The organism is Pseudomonas nicosulfuronedens, assembly GCF_005877905.1.
Lineage (GTDB): Bacteria > Pseudomonadota > Gammaproteobacteria > Pseudomonadales > Pseudomonadaceae > Pseudomonas > Pseudomonas nicosulfuronedens.
This window is the reverse complement of record NZ_SWDV01000018.1, coordinates 85,168-98,299: the sequence shown is the minus strand read 5'-3', so window position 1 is coordinate 98,299 and position 13,132 is coordinate 85,168. Positions and strand designations below refer to the sequence as shown.

General features: G+C 66.0%; 12 protein-coding genes. All 12 read left to right on the top strand.

What is annotated here, in order from left to right:
- Positions 1-34: 34 nt before the first annotated feature.
- The 12 genes from paaG (at position 35) to paaZ (ending at position 12,707) form a co-directional block, all read left to right on the top strand.
- On the top strand, positions 35-826 hold the full coding sequence (gene paaG / locus FAS41_RS15900; protein ID WP_138523873.1) for a 2-(1,2-epoxy-1,2-dihydrophenyl)acetyl-CoA isomerase PaaG: 792 nt from the start codon (positions 35-37) through the stop codon (positions 824-826).
- 3 nt (positions 827-829) lie between these two features.
- Positions 830-2,347: a 3-hydroxyacyl-CoA dehydrogenase PaaH gene (gene paaH, locus FAS41_RS15895; protein ID WP_138523871.1), complete on the top strand. Its 1,518-nt coding sequence runs from the start codon at positions 830-832 to the stop codon at positions 2,345-2,347.
- The gene (gene paaI, locus FAS41_RS15890; protein WP_138523869.1) at positions 2,340-2,780 is read left to right on the top strand and encodes a hydroxyphenylacetyl-CoA thioesterase PaaI; all 441 of its coding nucleotides are present in this window, start codon (positions 2,340-2,342) and stop codon (positions 2,778-2,780) included. The genes paaH and paaI overlap by 8 nt, the downstream gene beginning before the upstream one ends.
- Positions 2,777-3,991, top strand: a complete 1,215-nt coding sequence (pcaF, locus tag FAS41_RS15885; protein WP_138523867.1) for a 3-oxoadipyl-CoA thiolase — start codon at positions 2,777-2,779, stop codon at positions 3,989-3,991. The genes paaI and pcaF overlap by 4 nt, the downstream gene beginning before the upstream one ends.
- Positions 3,992-4,165: 174 nt before the next feature.
- Positions 4,166-5,485 carry a phenylacetate--CoA ligase PaaK gene (gene paaK, locus FAS41_RS15880; RefSeq protein WP_138523865.1) on the top strand — a complete coding sequence of 440 codons (1,320 nt, stop codon included), beginning with the start codon at positions 4,166-4,168 and terminating at the stop codon, positions 5,483-5,485.
- 336 nt (positions 5,486-5,821) lie between these two features.
- Positions 5,822-6,175, top strand: coding sequence for a DUF1428 domain-containing protein (locus FAS41_RS15875; protein ID WP_138523863.1), 354 nt, complete (start codon positions 5,822-5,824; stop codon positions 6,173-6,175).
- Between the two features lie 437 nt (positions 6,176-6,612).
- The gene (paaA, locus tag FAS41_RS15870) at positions 6,613-7,605 is read left to right on the top strand and encodes a 1,2-phenylacetyl-CoA epoxidase subunit PaaA (protein ID WP_138523861.1); all 993 of its coding nucleotides are present in this window, start codon (positions 6,613-6,615) and stop codon (positions 7,603-7,605) included.
- Positions 7,606-7,625: 20 nt separating this feature from the next.
- Positions 7,626-7,907 (top strand): 1,2-phenylacetyl-CoA epoxidase subunit PaaB, encoded by a 282-nt coding sequence (paaB, locus tag FAS41_RS15865; RefSeq protein WP_017520939.1) that lies wholly within the window; start codon positions 7,626-7,628, stop codon positions 7,905-7,907.
- Positions 7,908-7,917: 10 nt separating this feature from the next.
- Complete coding sequence (gene paaC / locus FAS41_RS15860; RefSeq protein ID WP_138523859.1) at positions 7,918-8,679, top strand: 1,2-phenylacetyl-CoA epoxidase subunit PaaC; 762 nt, start codon at positions 7,918-7,920, stop codon at positions 8,677-8,679.
- The gene (paaD, locus tag FAS41_RS15855; protein ID WP_138523857.1) at positions 8,666-9,199 is read left to right on the top strand and encodes a 1,2-phenylacetyl-CoA epoxidase subunit PaaD; all 534 of its coding nucleotides are present in this window, start codon (positions 8,666-8,668) and stop codon (positions 9,197-9,199) included. The genes paaC and paaD overlap by 14 nt, the downstream gene beginning before the upstream one ends.
- Before the next feature lie 25 nt (positions 9,200-9,224).
- Positions 9,225-10,301, top strand: coding sequence for a 1,2-phenylacetyl-CoA epoxidase subunit PaaE (gene paaE / locus FAS41_RS15850; RefSeq protein WP_138523855.1), 1,077 nt, complete (start codon positions 9,225-9,227; stop codon positions 10,299-10,301).
- Between the two features lie 354 nt (positions 10,302-10,655).
- Positions 10,656-12,707 (top strand): phenylacetic acid degradation bifunctional protein PaaZ, encoded by a 2,052-nt coding sequence (gene paaZ, locus FAS41_RS15845; protein WP_138523853.1) that lies wholly within the window; start codon positions 10,656-10,658, stop codon positions 12,705-12,707.
- Positions 12,708-13,132: the final 425 nt, after the last annotated feature.

The window sequence follows — 13,132 nt, the reverse complement described above, 5'->3', positions numbered from 1 at the left end:
CAAAAGCCTGCCCTTTGATGGAGCGAGTCCGCCCATGAACTTCGAGCACATCCTGTTTTCCATCGAGGACGGCGTCGCCCTCCTCAGCCTGAATCGCCCCGAGCAGCTGAACAGCTTCAACACCGCCATGCACGGCGAAGTACGCGAGGCGCTCAAGCAGGTCCGGCAGAACCCCGAGACCCGTGTCTTGCTGCTGACCGGCGAAGGTCGCGGTTTCTGTGCAGGCCAGGACCTGTCCGACCGCAATGTCGCGCCGGGTGCCGAGGCGCCCGACCTGGGCCAGTCCATCGAGCAGTTCTACAACCCGCTGATCCGCACCCTGCGCGACCTGCCGCTCCCGGTCATCTGCGCGGTGAACGGCGTGGCCGCTGGCGCTGGCGCGAACATTCCGCTGGCCTGCGACCTGGTGCTGGCGGCGCGCTCGGCCAGCTTCATCCAGGCCTTCTGCAAGATCGGCCTGATCCCCGACTCCGGCGGCACCTGGACCCTGCCGCGCCTGGTCGGCATGGCCCGCGCCAAGGCGCTCGCCCTGCTGGGTAATCGCCTGACCGCCGAGCAGGCCGAGCAATGGGGGCTGATCTACCAGGTGGTGGACGACGCCAGCCTGCGCGAGGAAGCGCTCAAGCTCGCCCGTCATCTCGCCACCCAGCCGACCTATGGCCTGGCGCTGATCAAGCGCAGCCTCAACGCCAGCCTGAACAACAGCTTCGACGAACAGCTGGAGCTGGAGCGCGACCTGCAGCGCCTGGCCGGGCGCAGCGAGGACTACCGCGAGGGCGTATCCGCCTTCATGGAAAAACGCACCCCCAGCTTCAAGGGCCGCTGATCGATGAGCGCACTGTCTAAAGACGCGAAAGTCGCGGTGATCGGCGCCGGCGCCATGGGCGCGGGCATTGCCCAGGTCGCCGCCCAGGCCGGCCACCCGGTAAAACTCTACGACAACCGCCCCGGCGCCGCTGCCCAGGCCATCGATGGCATCGACCGCCAGCTTGGCCGGCTGGTGGAGAAAGGCAAACTGGGCGCCGAAGATCGCAGCGCCATCGTCGCGCGCCTGCAGCCGGTGGAGGCCATCGAGGCGCTCGCCGATTCGAAGCTGGTCATCGAAGCCATCGTCGAGAACCTGGAGGTCAAGCGCGGCCTGTTTCAGCAACTGGAAGCGCTGTGTGGCGAAGACTGCGTTCTCGCCAGCAATACCTCCTCGTTGTCCATCACCAGCCTGGCGGCCGGTCTCAAGCGTCCGCAACAGGTGGTTGGCATGCACTTCTTCAACCCGGCGCCGCTGATGGCGCTGGTAGAAGTCGTCTCCGGCCTGGCCACCGATCCGGCGCTGTCCGACAGCCTCTACGCCACCTCGCTGGCCTGGGGCAAGAAGCCGGTTCATACCAAGTCCACACCCGGCTTCATCGTCAACCGCGTAGCGCGCCCCTTCTACGCCGAAAGCTTGCGCCTGCTGCAGGAAGGCGCTGCCGATTGCGCCACGCTGGATGCGCTGATGCGCGACGCCGGCGGCTTCCGCATGGGCGCCTTCGAGCTGACCGACCTGATCGGCCACGACGTCAACTACGCCGTCACCTGCTCGGTGTTCGCGGCCTATTACGGCGACTTCCGCTTCCAGCCTTCGCTGATCCAGAAGGAACTGGTGGATGCCGGCCGACTCGGCCGCAAGAGCGGCCGAGGCTTCTACGACTACGCGGAAGATGCCGAGCGCCCGCAGCCGGCCAACCTGAGCAGCACCACGAACATCAGCACCTGCGTACTGGAGGGCGATCTGGGCGTCGCCCAACCGCTGGTTCAGCGATTCAAGGATGCGGGCATCGAGATCACCCAGCGCGCCGGCACTGGCCTGCTACGCGTCGGCGATGCAGTGATCGCCCTCTCCGACGGCCGCCTCGCCAGCCAGCGCGCCAAGGAAGACGGCCTGCGCAACCTGGTGCTGATCGACCTGGCACTGGATTACACCAAGGCCTCGCGCCTGGGCATTTCCTGCTCGGCCGATACCACGCCCGACGCACTGGACCAGGCCGTCGCCCTGCTGGCCAAGGCCGGCATCGCCGCCAGTCGCCTGAGCGACAGCCCCGGCCTCGCCGTGCTGCGCACCGTCGCGATGCTCGCCAACGAGGGCGCCGATGCCGTGCTGCAAGGCGTCGGCAGCGCCAGTGACATCGACCTCGCCATGCGTGCTGGCGTGAACTACCCGCAAGGCCCGTTGGCCTGGGCCGGGCAGATCGGCATCGGTAACGTGCTGCGCGTGCTCGACAACCTGCAGGCCGCCTATGGCGAGGACCGCTACCGCCCGTCCCTGCTGCTGCGCCGCCTGCACGCGGAAGGGAGAGCTTTCCATGACTGACGCCACCCAACTCGCCCGCGCCTGCGCCGAGGCGATGTACGAGCGCGACCAGGCCACCCGGCGCATGGGCATCCAGTTGCTGGATGCCGGCCCGGGCAGCGCCAAGCTGTCGATGCGCGTACGCGAGGACATGATCCAGGGCCACGGCACCTGCCACGGCGGCTACCTGTTCGCCCTCGCCGACTCGGCCTTCGCCTTTGCCTGCAACAGCTACAACGACGCCACCGTCGCCATCGGCTGCAGCATCGACTACGTGGCACCGGCCCGCGAGGGCGACGAGCTGATCGCCAGCGCCTGCGAGCAGAGCCGCAGCGGCCGCACCGGCAACTACGACGTACGCATCGAGAATTCCCAGGGCCAGCTGATCGCCCTGTTCCACGGCAAATCCTACAAAGTGCGCGGCACCGTGCTGGCGCAGGAGACCTCCGAATGACAGACCTCACCGACGCCCTGATCATCGACGCGGTGCGCACGCCCATTGGCCGCTACGCCGGTGCGCTGTCCGGCGTACGCGCCGACGACCTCGCGGCGATTCCGATGAAGGCCCTGATGCGGCGCCACCCGGAGCTGGACTGGAGCGCCATCGATGACGTGATCTTCGGCTGCGCCAACCAGGCCGGCGAAGACAACCGCAACGTTGCCCACATGGCCTCCCTGCTCGCCGGCCTGCCGGTGAGCGTGCCGGGCACCACGCTCAACCGCCTGTGCGGCTCGGGCCTCGATGCGGTAGGCAGCGCCGCCCGCACCCTGCGCTGCAACGAGGCCGGATTGATGCTCGCCGGCGGCGTGGAATCCATGTCCCGCGCACCGTTCGTGATGGGCAAGTCCGAGCAGGCCTTCGGTCGCAGCGCGGAAATCTTCGACACCACCATCGGCTGGCGCTTCGTCAACAAACTGATGAAGCAACAGTTCGGCATCGATTCCATGCCCGAGACGGCGGAAAACGTCGCCGAGCAATTCAACATCAGCCGCGAAGATCAGGACGCGTTTGCCCTGCGCAGCCAGCACAAGGCCGCCGCCGCCCAGGCCAATGGCCGCCTGGCGAAGGAAATCGTCCCGGTGGAAATCCCCCAGCGCAAAGGCCCGGCCAAGGTGGTCGAGCAGGATGAACATCCGCGCGGTGATACCACCCTCGAACAACTGGCCAAGCTCGGCACGCCGTTCCGCGAGAACGGCAGCGTCACCGCCGGCAACGCCTCGGGCGTCAACGACGGCGCCTGTGCCCTGCTGATGGCGACCCCGGCCGCTGCCGCGCGCCACGGCCTGAAGGCCCGCGCCCGCGTCGTCGCCATGGCCACCGCCGGCGTCGAACCGCGAATCATGGGCATCGGCCCGGTACCGGCGACCCGCAAGGTGCTGGAACTGGCTGGCCTGTCGCTGAACGACATGGACGTGATCGAACTGAACGAAGCCTTCGCCGCCCAGGGCCTTGCCGTGCTGCGCGAGCTCGGTCTTGCGGACGACGACGTGCGGGTGAACCCCAACGGCGGCGCCATTGCACTCGGCCACCCACTGGGCATGAGCGGCGCGCGCCTGGTCACCACCGCCCTGCATGAGCTGGAGGAACGCGGCGGCCGCTACGCCCTGTGCACCATGTGCATCGGCGTCGGCCAGGGCATCGCCCTGATCATCGAACGGATCTGATCCATCGGCCGGATCGAACCCCGCACCGCCAGTCGCCTCCGTGCAACGACTGGCAGGCAGAGCAAAGTCTCTGGCAGGGGTTCGAATCCTTCCGCGAACGGGGGCGCTATCCTGCTCCCATGACACTCGCAGCCCTCACCGGGGCTGGCGTACAAGAACAAATCGAGTGAACCCATGAACATGTACCATGATGCCGAACGCGCCCTGCTTGACCCGATGGAAACCGCCAGTGTCGACGAATTGCGCCAGCACCAGCTGGAGCGCTTGCGCTGGAGTCTCAAGCATGCCCACGACAACGTCCCGCTGTACCAGAAGCGCTTCGCCGAAGCCGGCGTACACCCGGACGACCTGACTTCCCTGGACGATCTTGCCAAGTTCCCCTTCACCGGCAAGAACGACCTGCGCGACAACTACCCCTACGGCATGTTCGCCGTACCGCAGAGCGAGATCGTGCGCCTGCACGCCTCCAGCGGCACCACCGGCAAGCCCACGGTGGTCGGCTACACGCAGAACGACATCGACACCTGGGCCAACGTGGTGGCGCGCTCCATTCGCGCCGCCGGCGGCCGCAAGGGTGACAAGGTGCACGTGTCCTACGGCTACGGCCTGTTCACCGGCGGCCTGGGCGCGCACTACGGCGCCGAGCGCCTGGGCTGCACCGTGATCCCGATGTCCGGCGGTCAGACCGAGAAGCAGGTCCAGCTGATCCGCGATTTCCAGCCGGACATCATCATGGTCACCCCGTCCTACATGCTCAACATCGCCGACGAGATCGAGCGCCAGGGCGTCGACCCGCACAGCCTCAAGCTGCGCCTGGGCATCTTCGGCGCGGAACCCTGGACCGCCGAGCTGCGTCGCGCTGTCGAAGAGCGCATGGGCATCACTGCCCTGGACATCTACGGCCTCTCGGAAATCATGGGGCCGGGCGTGGCCATGGAGTGCGCCGAGACCAAGGACGGCCCGACCGTCTGGGAAGACCACTTCTACCCCGAGATCATCGACCCGGCGACCGGCGCGGTACTGCCCGACGGCCAGTACGGCGAGCTGGTGTTCACCTCGCTGTCGAAAGAAGCGCTGCCGATGATCCGCTACCGCACCCGCGACCTGACCCGCCTGCTGCCGGGCACCGCGCGGCCGATGCGGCGCATCGACAAGATCACCGGCCGCAGCGACGACATGCTGATCATCCGCGGCGTCAACGTGTTCCCGACCCAGGTCGAGGAGCAGGTACTGAAGATCAAGCAGCTCGCCGAGTGCTACGAGATCCACCTGCACCGCAACGGCAACCTCGACTGCATCGACGTGCATGTCGAACTGCGCCACGACCAGCAAGGCCTGTCGGCGGACGAACAGAAGGCCATCGGCAGCGAGCTGGGCAAGCAGATCAAGACCCACATCGGCGTCAGCGCCCGCGTGCTGGTGCAGCCGTCCCACAGCCTCAAGCGCTCGGAAGGCAAGGCCTGCCACGTCTACGACAATCGGCCCAAGGGCTGATCGGTCGGCGTCGTCAGAAAGCCCCGCCTCGGCGGGGCTTTTCTTTTCCCGCCCTCTAAACGCCGGCCTTGCCGGCGATTCGCGGATAAGATCCGCTCCTACGAAAGCAGCTCCGCAGCCAACCTGTAGGAGCGGACCTTGTCCGCGAAATCCATCGCGGATGACACGATTCCGAAAGCCGGGCACAGTGCATCGCGCCCGCCCCGATTCGCCGCCAGGCGATTCGACGACCACCTGTCGCCCCACCGCCCTTCCCTGTCGATCCGTCACCCCGCCCTTCGACTATTCCTCAAAGGCAGGCGGCACCCGCCGTCCGCCACACCCAGGAGATGAACGATGAACTATGTCGATGGCTTCCTCGTACCCGTACCCACCGCCAGCCGCGAGCGCTACATCGAAGTTGCACGCAAGGCGGCGGCGCTGTTCAAGGAGCATGGCGCCCTGAGCGTCGTCGAGTGCTGGGGCGATGACGTACCCGAGGGCAAGGTGACCTCCTTCCCCATGGCAGTGAAGCTCAAGGAGGGCGAAATCGTGGTGTTCTCCTGGATCACCTGGCCCAGCAAGGCCGCGCGCGACGAAGGGATGAAGAAGTTCATGGAGGATGCGCGAATGAAGACCGACTTCAACGACATGCCTTTCGACGGCCAGCGCATGATCTTTGGCGGCTTCCAGGTGATCGTCCAGGCCTGATGCCGGCCCCTGCCAACTCGCACGGCCCTTTGTAGGAGCGAGCTTGCTCTCGAACGATTTTCCCGGCAGCTCCGGCGCTGGGTGGGTTCGCGAGCAAGCTCGCTCCTACAACCCCTAACATCCGCATACGATTCACTCATAAGAATAAATTTTCGTATCGCTTCATCGTATTTCCAAGGCATGGGCAGTGCGCACAGCACGCAAACGGTTACGCCTCATAACGCCATCAAATACCCGCACAATCAGCGATTTTCATGTATTTAAATCCATGAAACGCGCTCCCTCTTGCGCCCACAACAACGCCAAAAACTGCTAAAGCGATACAGAATCCAATTACGACACATCATTTAGTGTTAGACATTCATTTCTGTATCATTTAAAAATACCGCCATGGCCAAGGCCGTCCCACGAACAAGACAAAAGGCTGGAGACACAGCATGTACGCACAACTGGTTGAGACCGGCGTGAAGCGCATCAAGGCGCTGGAGGAGATGTCCCCCGAGGAACGTGCCTTCCAGGAAAAGATCGATGCCGAGGTGAAGATCGAGGCAAAGAACTGGATGCCCGACGCCTACCGGCAGACGCTGATCCGGCAGATTTCCCAGCACGCCCACTCCGAGATCGTCGGCATGCTGCCCGAGGGCAACTGGGTGACCCGCGCCCCGACCCTCAAGCGCAAACTGCAGCTGATGGCGAAGATCCAGGACGAGGCTGGCCACGGCCTCTACCTCTACAGCGCCATGGAAACCCTGGGCGCCGACCGTGACGCCGAGATCGCCAAGCTGCACAGCGGCAAGGCCAAGTACTCGAGCATCTTCAACTACCCGACGCTGAACTGGGCCGACATGGGCGCGGTGGGCTGGCTGGTGGATGGCGCGGCGATCGTCAACCAGGTGGTGCTGCAGCGCACCTCCTACGGCCCGTACTCGCGCGCGATGATCCGCATCTGCAAGGAAGAGAGTTTCCACCAGCGCCAGGGCTACGAAATCCTCCTGACCATGATGCGCCACGGCAACCAGGCGCAGAAGGACATGGTCCAGGACGCCATCAACCGCCTCTGGTGGCCGGCCCTGATGATGTTCGGTCCCAGCGACGCCGACTCCCCCAACAGCGCCCAGTCCATGGCCTGGAAGATCAAGCGGCAAAGCAACGACGAGCTGCGCCAGCGCTTCGTCGACCAGACCGTGCCGCAGCTCGAACTGCTCGGCTGCACCGCCCCGGACCCGGACCTGAAGTGGAACGAGGAGCGCGGCCACTACGACTTCGGCGACATCCAGTGGGAAGAGTTCTACGAAGTGCTCAAGGGCAACGGCCCGTGCAACACCGAGCGCGTCGCTACCCGCCGCAAAGCCATCGAAGACGGCGCCTGGGTCCGCGAAGCTGCGGTCGCCTATGCCCGCAAACAACAACAGAAAAAAGACGCCGCCTGAGCCGCGAGGAGAGAAAAGTCATGTCCGAGTGGACTTTGTTCGAAGTATTCGTGCGTAGCAAACACGGCCTGAACCACAAGCACGTCGGCAGCGTCCACGCCGCCGACGCCGCCATGGCCATCGAGAACGCCCGCGAGCTGTACACCCGCCGCAACGAAGGCGTGAGCCTGTGGGTCGTGCCCTCCGCGCTGATCACCGCCTCCTCCCCCGACGAAAAGGATCCGCTGTTCGATCCGTCGCAGGACAAGGTCTACCGCCACGCCAGCTTCTACGAGCTGCCGCCCGAAGTCGGCCACATGTGAGACGCGTGCGATGAACCCGAACAACGACAAGATCGAATACCTGCTGCGCCTCGCCGACAGCGCCCTGATTCAGGGCCAGCGCCTTTGCGAATGGTGCGGCCACGCCCCGGCGCTGGAAGAAGAACTGGCGCTGATGAACGTCGGCCTCGACCTCGTGGGCCAGGCACGCAACTGGTACGAATACGCCGTGGAACTGCTGGACGACGGCCGCGACGCCGATGCCCTGGCCTTCCGCCGCGATGAGCGGGCCTTCCGCAACCTGTTGCTGGTCGAGCAGCCCAACGGCGACTTCGCCGTGACCATCACCAAGCAGTTCCTCTATGACACCTGGCACTTCCATGTACTGCACGCCCTGAGCAGCTCCAGCGACGAGCGCATCGCCGCCATCGCCGCCAAGGGCCTGAAGGAAGTCACCTACCACCTGCGTCGCTCCGGCGAATGGATGCAGCGCCTGGGCGATGGCACCGAGCAAAGCCATGCGCGCATGCTCGCGGCGATTCCGCAGGTGTGGCGTTTTACCGTCGAACTCTGCAACGCAGACGACATCGAGCAGCGCCTGTTCGAAGCCGGGATCGCACCGAACCCGACCGAGCTGGCCGCCGCCTGGAAGTCCAAGGTCGCCGACATCTTCGCCGCCGCGACCCTGCCGGTGCCCGAACCGGCGGTGAACTTCTACCTCAGCGGCCGCCGTGGCCTGCATACCGAGCACCTGGGCATTCTGCTGGCCGAGATGCAGTTCCTCCAACGGGCCTACCCCGATGCGACCTGGTGAGCTGATTACCAGCGATCGCGGCGCCCGTGCCGGCACGGCTGACGACCTCAGCCGCGCCTGGCACGTGCTCGGCGCGGTGATGGACCCGGAAGTGCCGGTGGTCAGCGTGGTCGACCTCGGCATCGTCCGCGGCCTCGACTGGCAGGACGGGCATCTGCACGTGGTAGTCACCCCGACGTACTCCGGTTGCCCGGCCACCGAGGTCATCGAGCAGGACATCCAGCACGCCCTGGAGCACGCCGGCTTCGCCGCGCCGCAACTGGAGCGCCGGCTGAACCCGGCGTGGACCACCGACTGGATCAGCGACAGCGGCCGCGAAGCGCTGCGCGTCTACGGCATCGCACCGCCGTCCGGCAGCACCAGCAAGCGCAGCCTGCTCGGTGAAAGCCCGGAAGTGTGCTGCCCACAGTGCGGCAGCGCGCACACCGAGCTGCTCAGCGAGTTCGGCTCGACCGCCTGCAAGGCGCTGTACCGCTGTGTCGACTGCCGCGAGCCGTTCGACTACTTCAAGTGCATCTGAGCGGCAACGCCGCCGGAGAAGAACAATGAGCAAGTTCCACAGCCTGAAAATCAAGGAAGTACGCGCCGAAACCCGCGACGCCGTGTCCATCGCCTTCGACGTCCCGACGGACCTGGCCGACAGCTTCCGCTTCCAGCACGGCCAGCACCTGGTCATGCGCACCCAGCTCGACGGCGAGGAAGTGCGCCGCTCCTACTCCATCTGCAGCGGCGTGAATGATGGCGAGCTGCGCGTGGCGATCAAGCGCGTGCCGGGCGGGCGTTTTTCTGCCTACGCCAACGAGTCGCTGAAGGTCGGCGCCAGCCTGGAAGTCATGCCGCCAGCCGGCCACTTCAACGTCGCACTGGACCCGGCACGCCACGGCAACTACCTGGCGGTCGCCGCCGGCAGCGGCATCACGCCGATCCTGTCGATCGTCAAGACCACCCTGGAAACCGAGCCGAACAGCCGCGTCACCCTGCTCTACGGCAACCGCTCCAGCAACGCCGCGATGTTCCGCGAACAGCTCGAAGACCTGAAGAACCGCTACCTGCAGCGCCTCAACCTGATCTTCGTGTTCAGCCGCGAACAGCAGGACGTCGACCTCTACAACGGCCGCATCGACGCCGACAAGTGCGGCCAGCTGTTCAGCCGCTGGCTCGACGTGAAGAGCCTGGACGCTGCCTTCATCTGCGGCCCGCAGGCAATGACCGAGACCGTGCGCGACCAGCTCAAGGGCAATGGCATGCCGGCCGAGCGCATCCACTTCGAACTGTTCGCCGCCGCCGGCAGCGAGAGCAAGCGCGAAGCCCGCCAGGCCGCCGCCGCAGTCGACAGCGCGAAGAGCCGGATCACCGTGATCAGCGATGGCCGCGAGCTGTCCTTCGAACTGGCCCGCAACAGCGTCAGCGTGCTCGACGCCGGCAATGCCCAGGGCGCCGAACTGCCCTACTCCTGCAAGGCCGGCGTGTGCTCGACCTGCAAGTGCAAGGTGGTTTCCGGAGAAGTGGAAATGGACAGCAACTTCGCCCTGGAGGATTACGAAGTGGCGGCCGGCTACGTGCTGAGCTGCCAGGCGTATCCGGTCAGCGACAACGTCGTACTCGATTTCGACCAGCTCTGAGCCGTTCCTGCAGGACCGAGGGGGACGCCTAGTCCTTGCTCGCGAACCGCACTCTGCCGCAGCCCCGGCATGCGCAGAAGGATTCGCGGACAAAGTCCGCTCCTACAGGGTGGTCCCGGCGCGCTTTGCGTAGGAGCGGACCTTGTCCGCGAACCGCCGGCAAGGCCGGCGTCGAGCAGGCTCGCCTTCTGCGACAACGATTCAGCTCCACCGCCAGCGCCCCACAAGGACCCTGGCGGACCTTTTCCGGCGGCTTAGTCCCGCCAATTAATTAAGCGCCGCCGACGCCCACCCGGCGCGGCGGTCACCGGCACCAGCCGGCACCCTTGCGTAGCGATCCGGAGGAAGACAACCATGGCCCAAGAGCCAATCCTGCAAAGTTTCATCGGCGGCCGCTGGGTCGGCCAGCACGGCGCCCAGGCGCTGCGAAGCGCGCTCAACGGCCAGACCGTGGCACGCACCCACGAAGAGGCACTGGATTTCGCCGAAGCCGTCGCCCATGCCCGCGAGCAGGGCCTGAAAGAACTGATGTCCATGGACTTCCAGCAGCGCGCCCAACGCCTGAAGGCCCTGGCGCTGTACCTCACCGAGCGCAAGGAACAGCTCTACGAGATTTCCCGCCACAGCGGCGCCACTCGCGCCGACAGCTGGATCGACATCGAAGGCGGCGCCGGTACGCTGTTCGCCTACGCCGGCGTCGGCGGCCGCGAGCTGCCCTCGGGCAACGTCGTCCACGAAGGCCCGGCCATGCCGCTGGGCAAGACCGGCAAGTTCGCCGGCAGCCACATCCTGGTGCCGCGCGGCGGTATCGCCGTGCACATCAACGCCTTCAACTTCCCCATCTGGGGGATGCTGGAGAAGTTCGCGCCGAGCTTCCTCGCCGGCATGCCCTGCATCGTCAAACCGGCCACTGCCACCAGCTACATCACTGAAGCCGCCGTGCGCGTGATGCACGAGTCCGGCCTGCTCCCGGCTGGCAGCCTGCAGCTGATCATCGGTGGCACCGGCGACCTGCTGGACCGTCTGCAAGGCCAGGACGTGGTGACCTTCACCGGCTCCGCCGACACCGCCGCCAAGCTGCGCGTGAACGCCAACCTGATCCGCAACTCGGTGCCGTTCAACGCCGAGGCCGATTCGCTCAACTGCGCCATCCTTGCCCCGGACGTCACCCCGGACGATGAAGAATTCGACCTCTTCGTCAAGGAAGTAGCCCGTGAGATGACCGTCAAGGCCGGGCAGAAATGCACCGCCATCCGCCGCGCCATCGTCCCCGCCAAGCACGTCGACGCCGTCGCCGAACGCCTGCGTGAGCGCCTGGCCAAGGTCGTGGTCGGTGACCCATCGGTGGAAGGCGTGAAGATGGGCGCCCTGGCCTCCCACGCGCAGCAGGCCGACGTCGCCGAGCGCGTGGAAGCCCTGCTGAAGTCCAGCGATCTGCTCTTCGGCGCGAAGGACGGTTTCGCTCCACGCGGCGACGGCGTGGCCGAAGGCGCGTTCTTCGCCCCGACCCTGCTGCGCAGCCGTGATCCGCACGCCGAAGGCGGTGCCCACGACATCGAGGCCTTCGGCCCGGTGACCACCCTGATGACCTACGACGACATCGACGAGGCAGTGGCCCTGGCCGCACGCGGCAAGGGCAGCCTGGTGGCCAGCCTGATCACCCGCGACCCGCAGGTCGCCGCGAAAGTCGTTCCGGTCATGGGCGCACTGCACGGTCGCCTGCATATCCTCGACCGCGAATCCGCCGCCGAATCCACCGGCCACGGCTCGCCGCTGCCGGTGCTCAAGCACGGCGGCCCCGGTCGCGCCGGCGGTGGTGAAGAGCTGGGTGGCCTGCGCGCAGTGAAGCACTACCTGCAACGTACCGCCGTGCAGGGCTCGCCGAGCATGTTGATGGCCGTCACCGGCGAATACGTGCGCGGCGCCAAGGTGTACGAGACCGAGGTGCACCCGTTCCGCCGCTACTTCGACGATCTGAAGATCGGCGAATCGCTGCTGACCCATCGCCGTACCGTCACCGAGGCCGACCTGGTGAACTTCGGCTGCCTGTCGGGCGACCACTTCTACATGCACTTCGACGAGCTGGCGGCGAAGGACTCGCAGTTCGGCAAGCGTATCGCCCACGGCTACTTCGTGCTCTCGGCGGCGGCCGGCCTGTTCGTCTCCCCCGGCGTCGGCCCGGTGCTGGCCAACTACGGCCTGGACACCCTGCGCTTCATCAACCCGGTGGGCATCGGCGACACCATCCAGGCCCGCCTGACCTGCAAGCGCAAGATCGACCAGGGCAAGAAGAGCCCCAAGGGCGAACCGCAGGGCGTGGTGGCCTGGGACGTGGAAGTCACCAACCAGCTGGGTGAACTGGTCGCCAGCTACGACATTCTGACCCTGGTGCTCAAGCGCGCGTGATGCGCTGATCGCTGCAACTCCAGTGTCATTCTCGACCGGCCTTCGGGCCGGTTTTTTTATGCCTGCACCACACCCTGTAGCGCGTAGGGCGGATAACGCTGGCGCGTCATGCGCGTTGCGGTCCTGGCACGATCGGCTCTTCGTAGGAGCGATCTTGCTCGCGAACCTGCCTCACCCCTGACGCATCCTACGCATGCTGTTCGCGAGCAAGCTCGCTCCTACCAGTTTCCGCCCCATCGGAGCCGCCTGGCCCCCTCTGCCTTCTCCCGCGGAAAACCCCACCTTGCGTCTTTGCGCATTTCTGATATCGCCCCACCCCGCGCCCTCCGTACCTTCTCCCTGCCCGCTGCTCCTGACGGCGGGCGCGTGCACCACCCCATAAAACAACAAGAAGGGCCGCCCCATGACTCCACGCATTCAACCGT

What these genes read in the sequence shown, in the direction of transcription:
- paaZ (WP_138523853.1), top strand. Translation starts at nt 10,656, where the DNA reads ATGGCCCAAGAGCCAATCCTGCAAAGTTTCATCGGCGGCCGCTGGGTC.
- FAS41_RS15875 (WP_138523863.1), top strand. Translation starts at nt 5,822, where the DNA reads ATGAACTATGTCGATGGCTTCCTCGTACCCGTACCCACCGCCAGCCGC.
- pcaF (WP_138523867.1), top strand. Translation starts at nt 2,777, where the DNA reads ATGACAGACCTCACCGACGCCCTGATCATCGACGCGGTGCGCACGCCC.
- paaK (WP_138523865.1), top strand. Translation starts at nt 4,166, where the DNA reads ATGAACATGTACCATGATGCCGAACGCGCCCTGCTTGACCCGATGGAA.
- paaG (WP_138523873.1), top strand. Translation starts at nt 35, where the DNA reads ATGAACTTCGAGCACATCCTGTTTTCCATCGAGGACGGCGTCGCCCTC.
- paaD (WP_138523857.1), top strand. Translation starts at nt 8,666, where the DNA reads ATGCGACCTGGTGAGCTGATTACCAGCGATCGCGGCGCCCGTGCCGGC.
- paaB (WP_017520939.1), top strand. Translation starts at nt 7,626, where the DNA reads ATGTCCGAGTGGACTTTGTTCGAAGTATTCGTGCGTAGCAAACACGGC.
- paaE (WP_138523855.1), top strand. Translation starts at nt 9,225, where the DNA reads ATGAGCAAGTTCCACAGCCTGAAAATCAAGGAAGTACGCGCCGAAACC.
- paaI (WP_138523869.1), top strand. Translation starts at nt 2,340, where the DNA reads ATGACTGACGCCACCCAACTCGCCCGCGCCTGCGCCGAGGCGATGTAC.
- paaC (WP_138523859.1), top strand. Translation starts at nt 7,918, where the DNA reads ATGAACCCGAACAACGACAAGATCGAATACCTGCTGCGCCTCGCCGAC.
- paaA (WP_138523861.1), top strand. Translation starts at nt 6,613, where the DNA reads ATGTACGCACAACTGGTTGAGACCGGCGTGAAGCGCATCAAGGCGCTG.
- paaH (WP_138523871.1), top strand. Translation starts at nt 830, where the DNA reads ATGAGCGCACTGTCTAAAGACGCGAAAGTCGCGGTGATCGGCGCCGGC.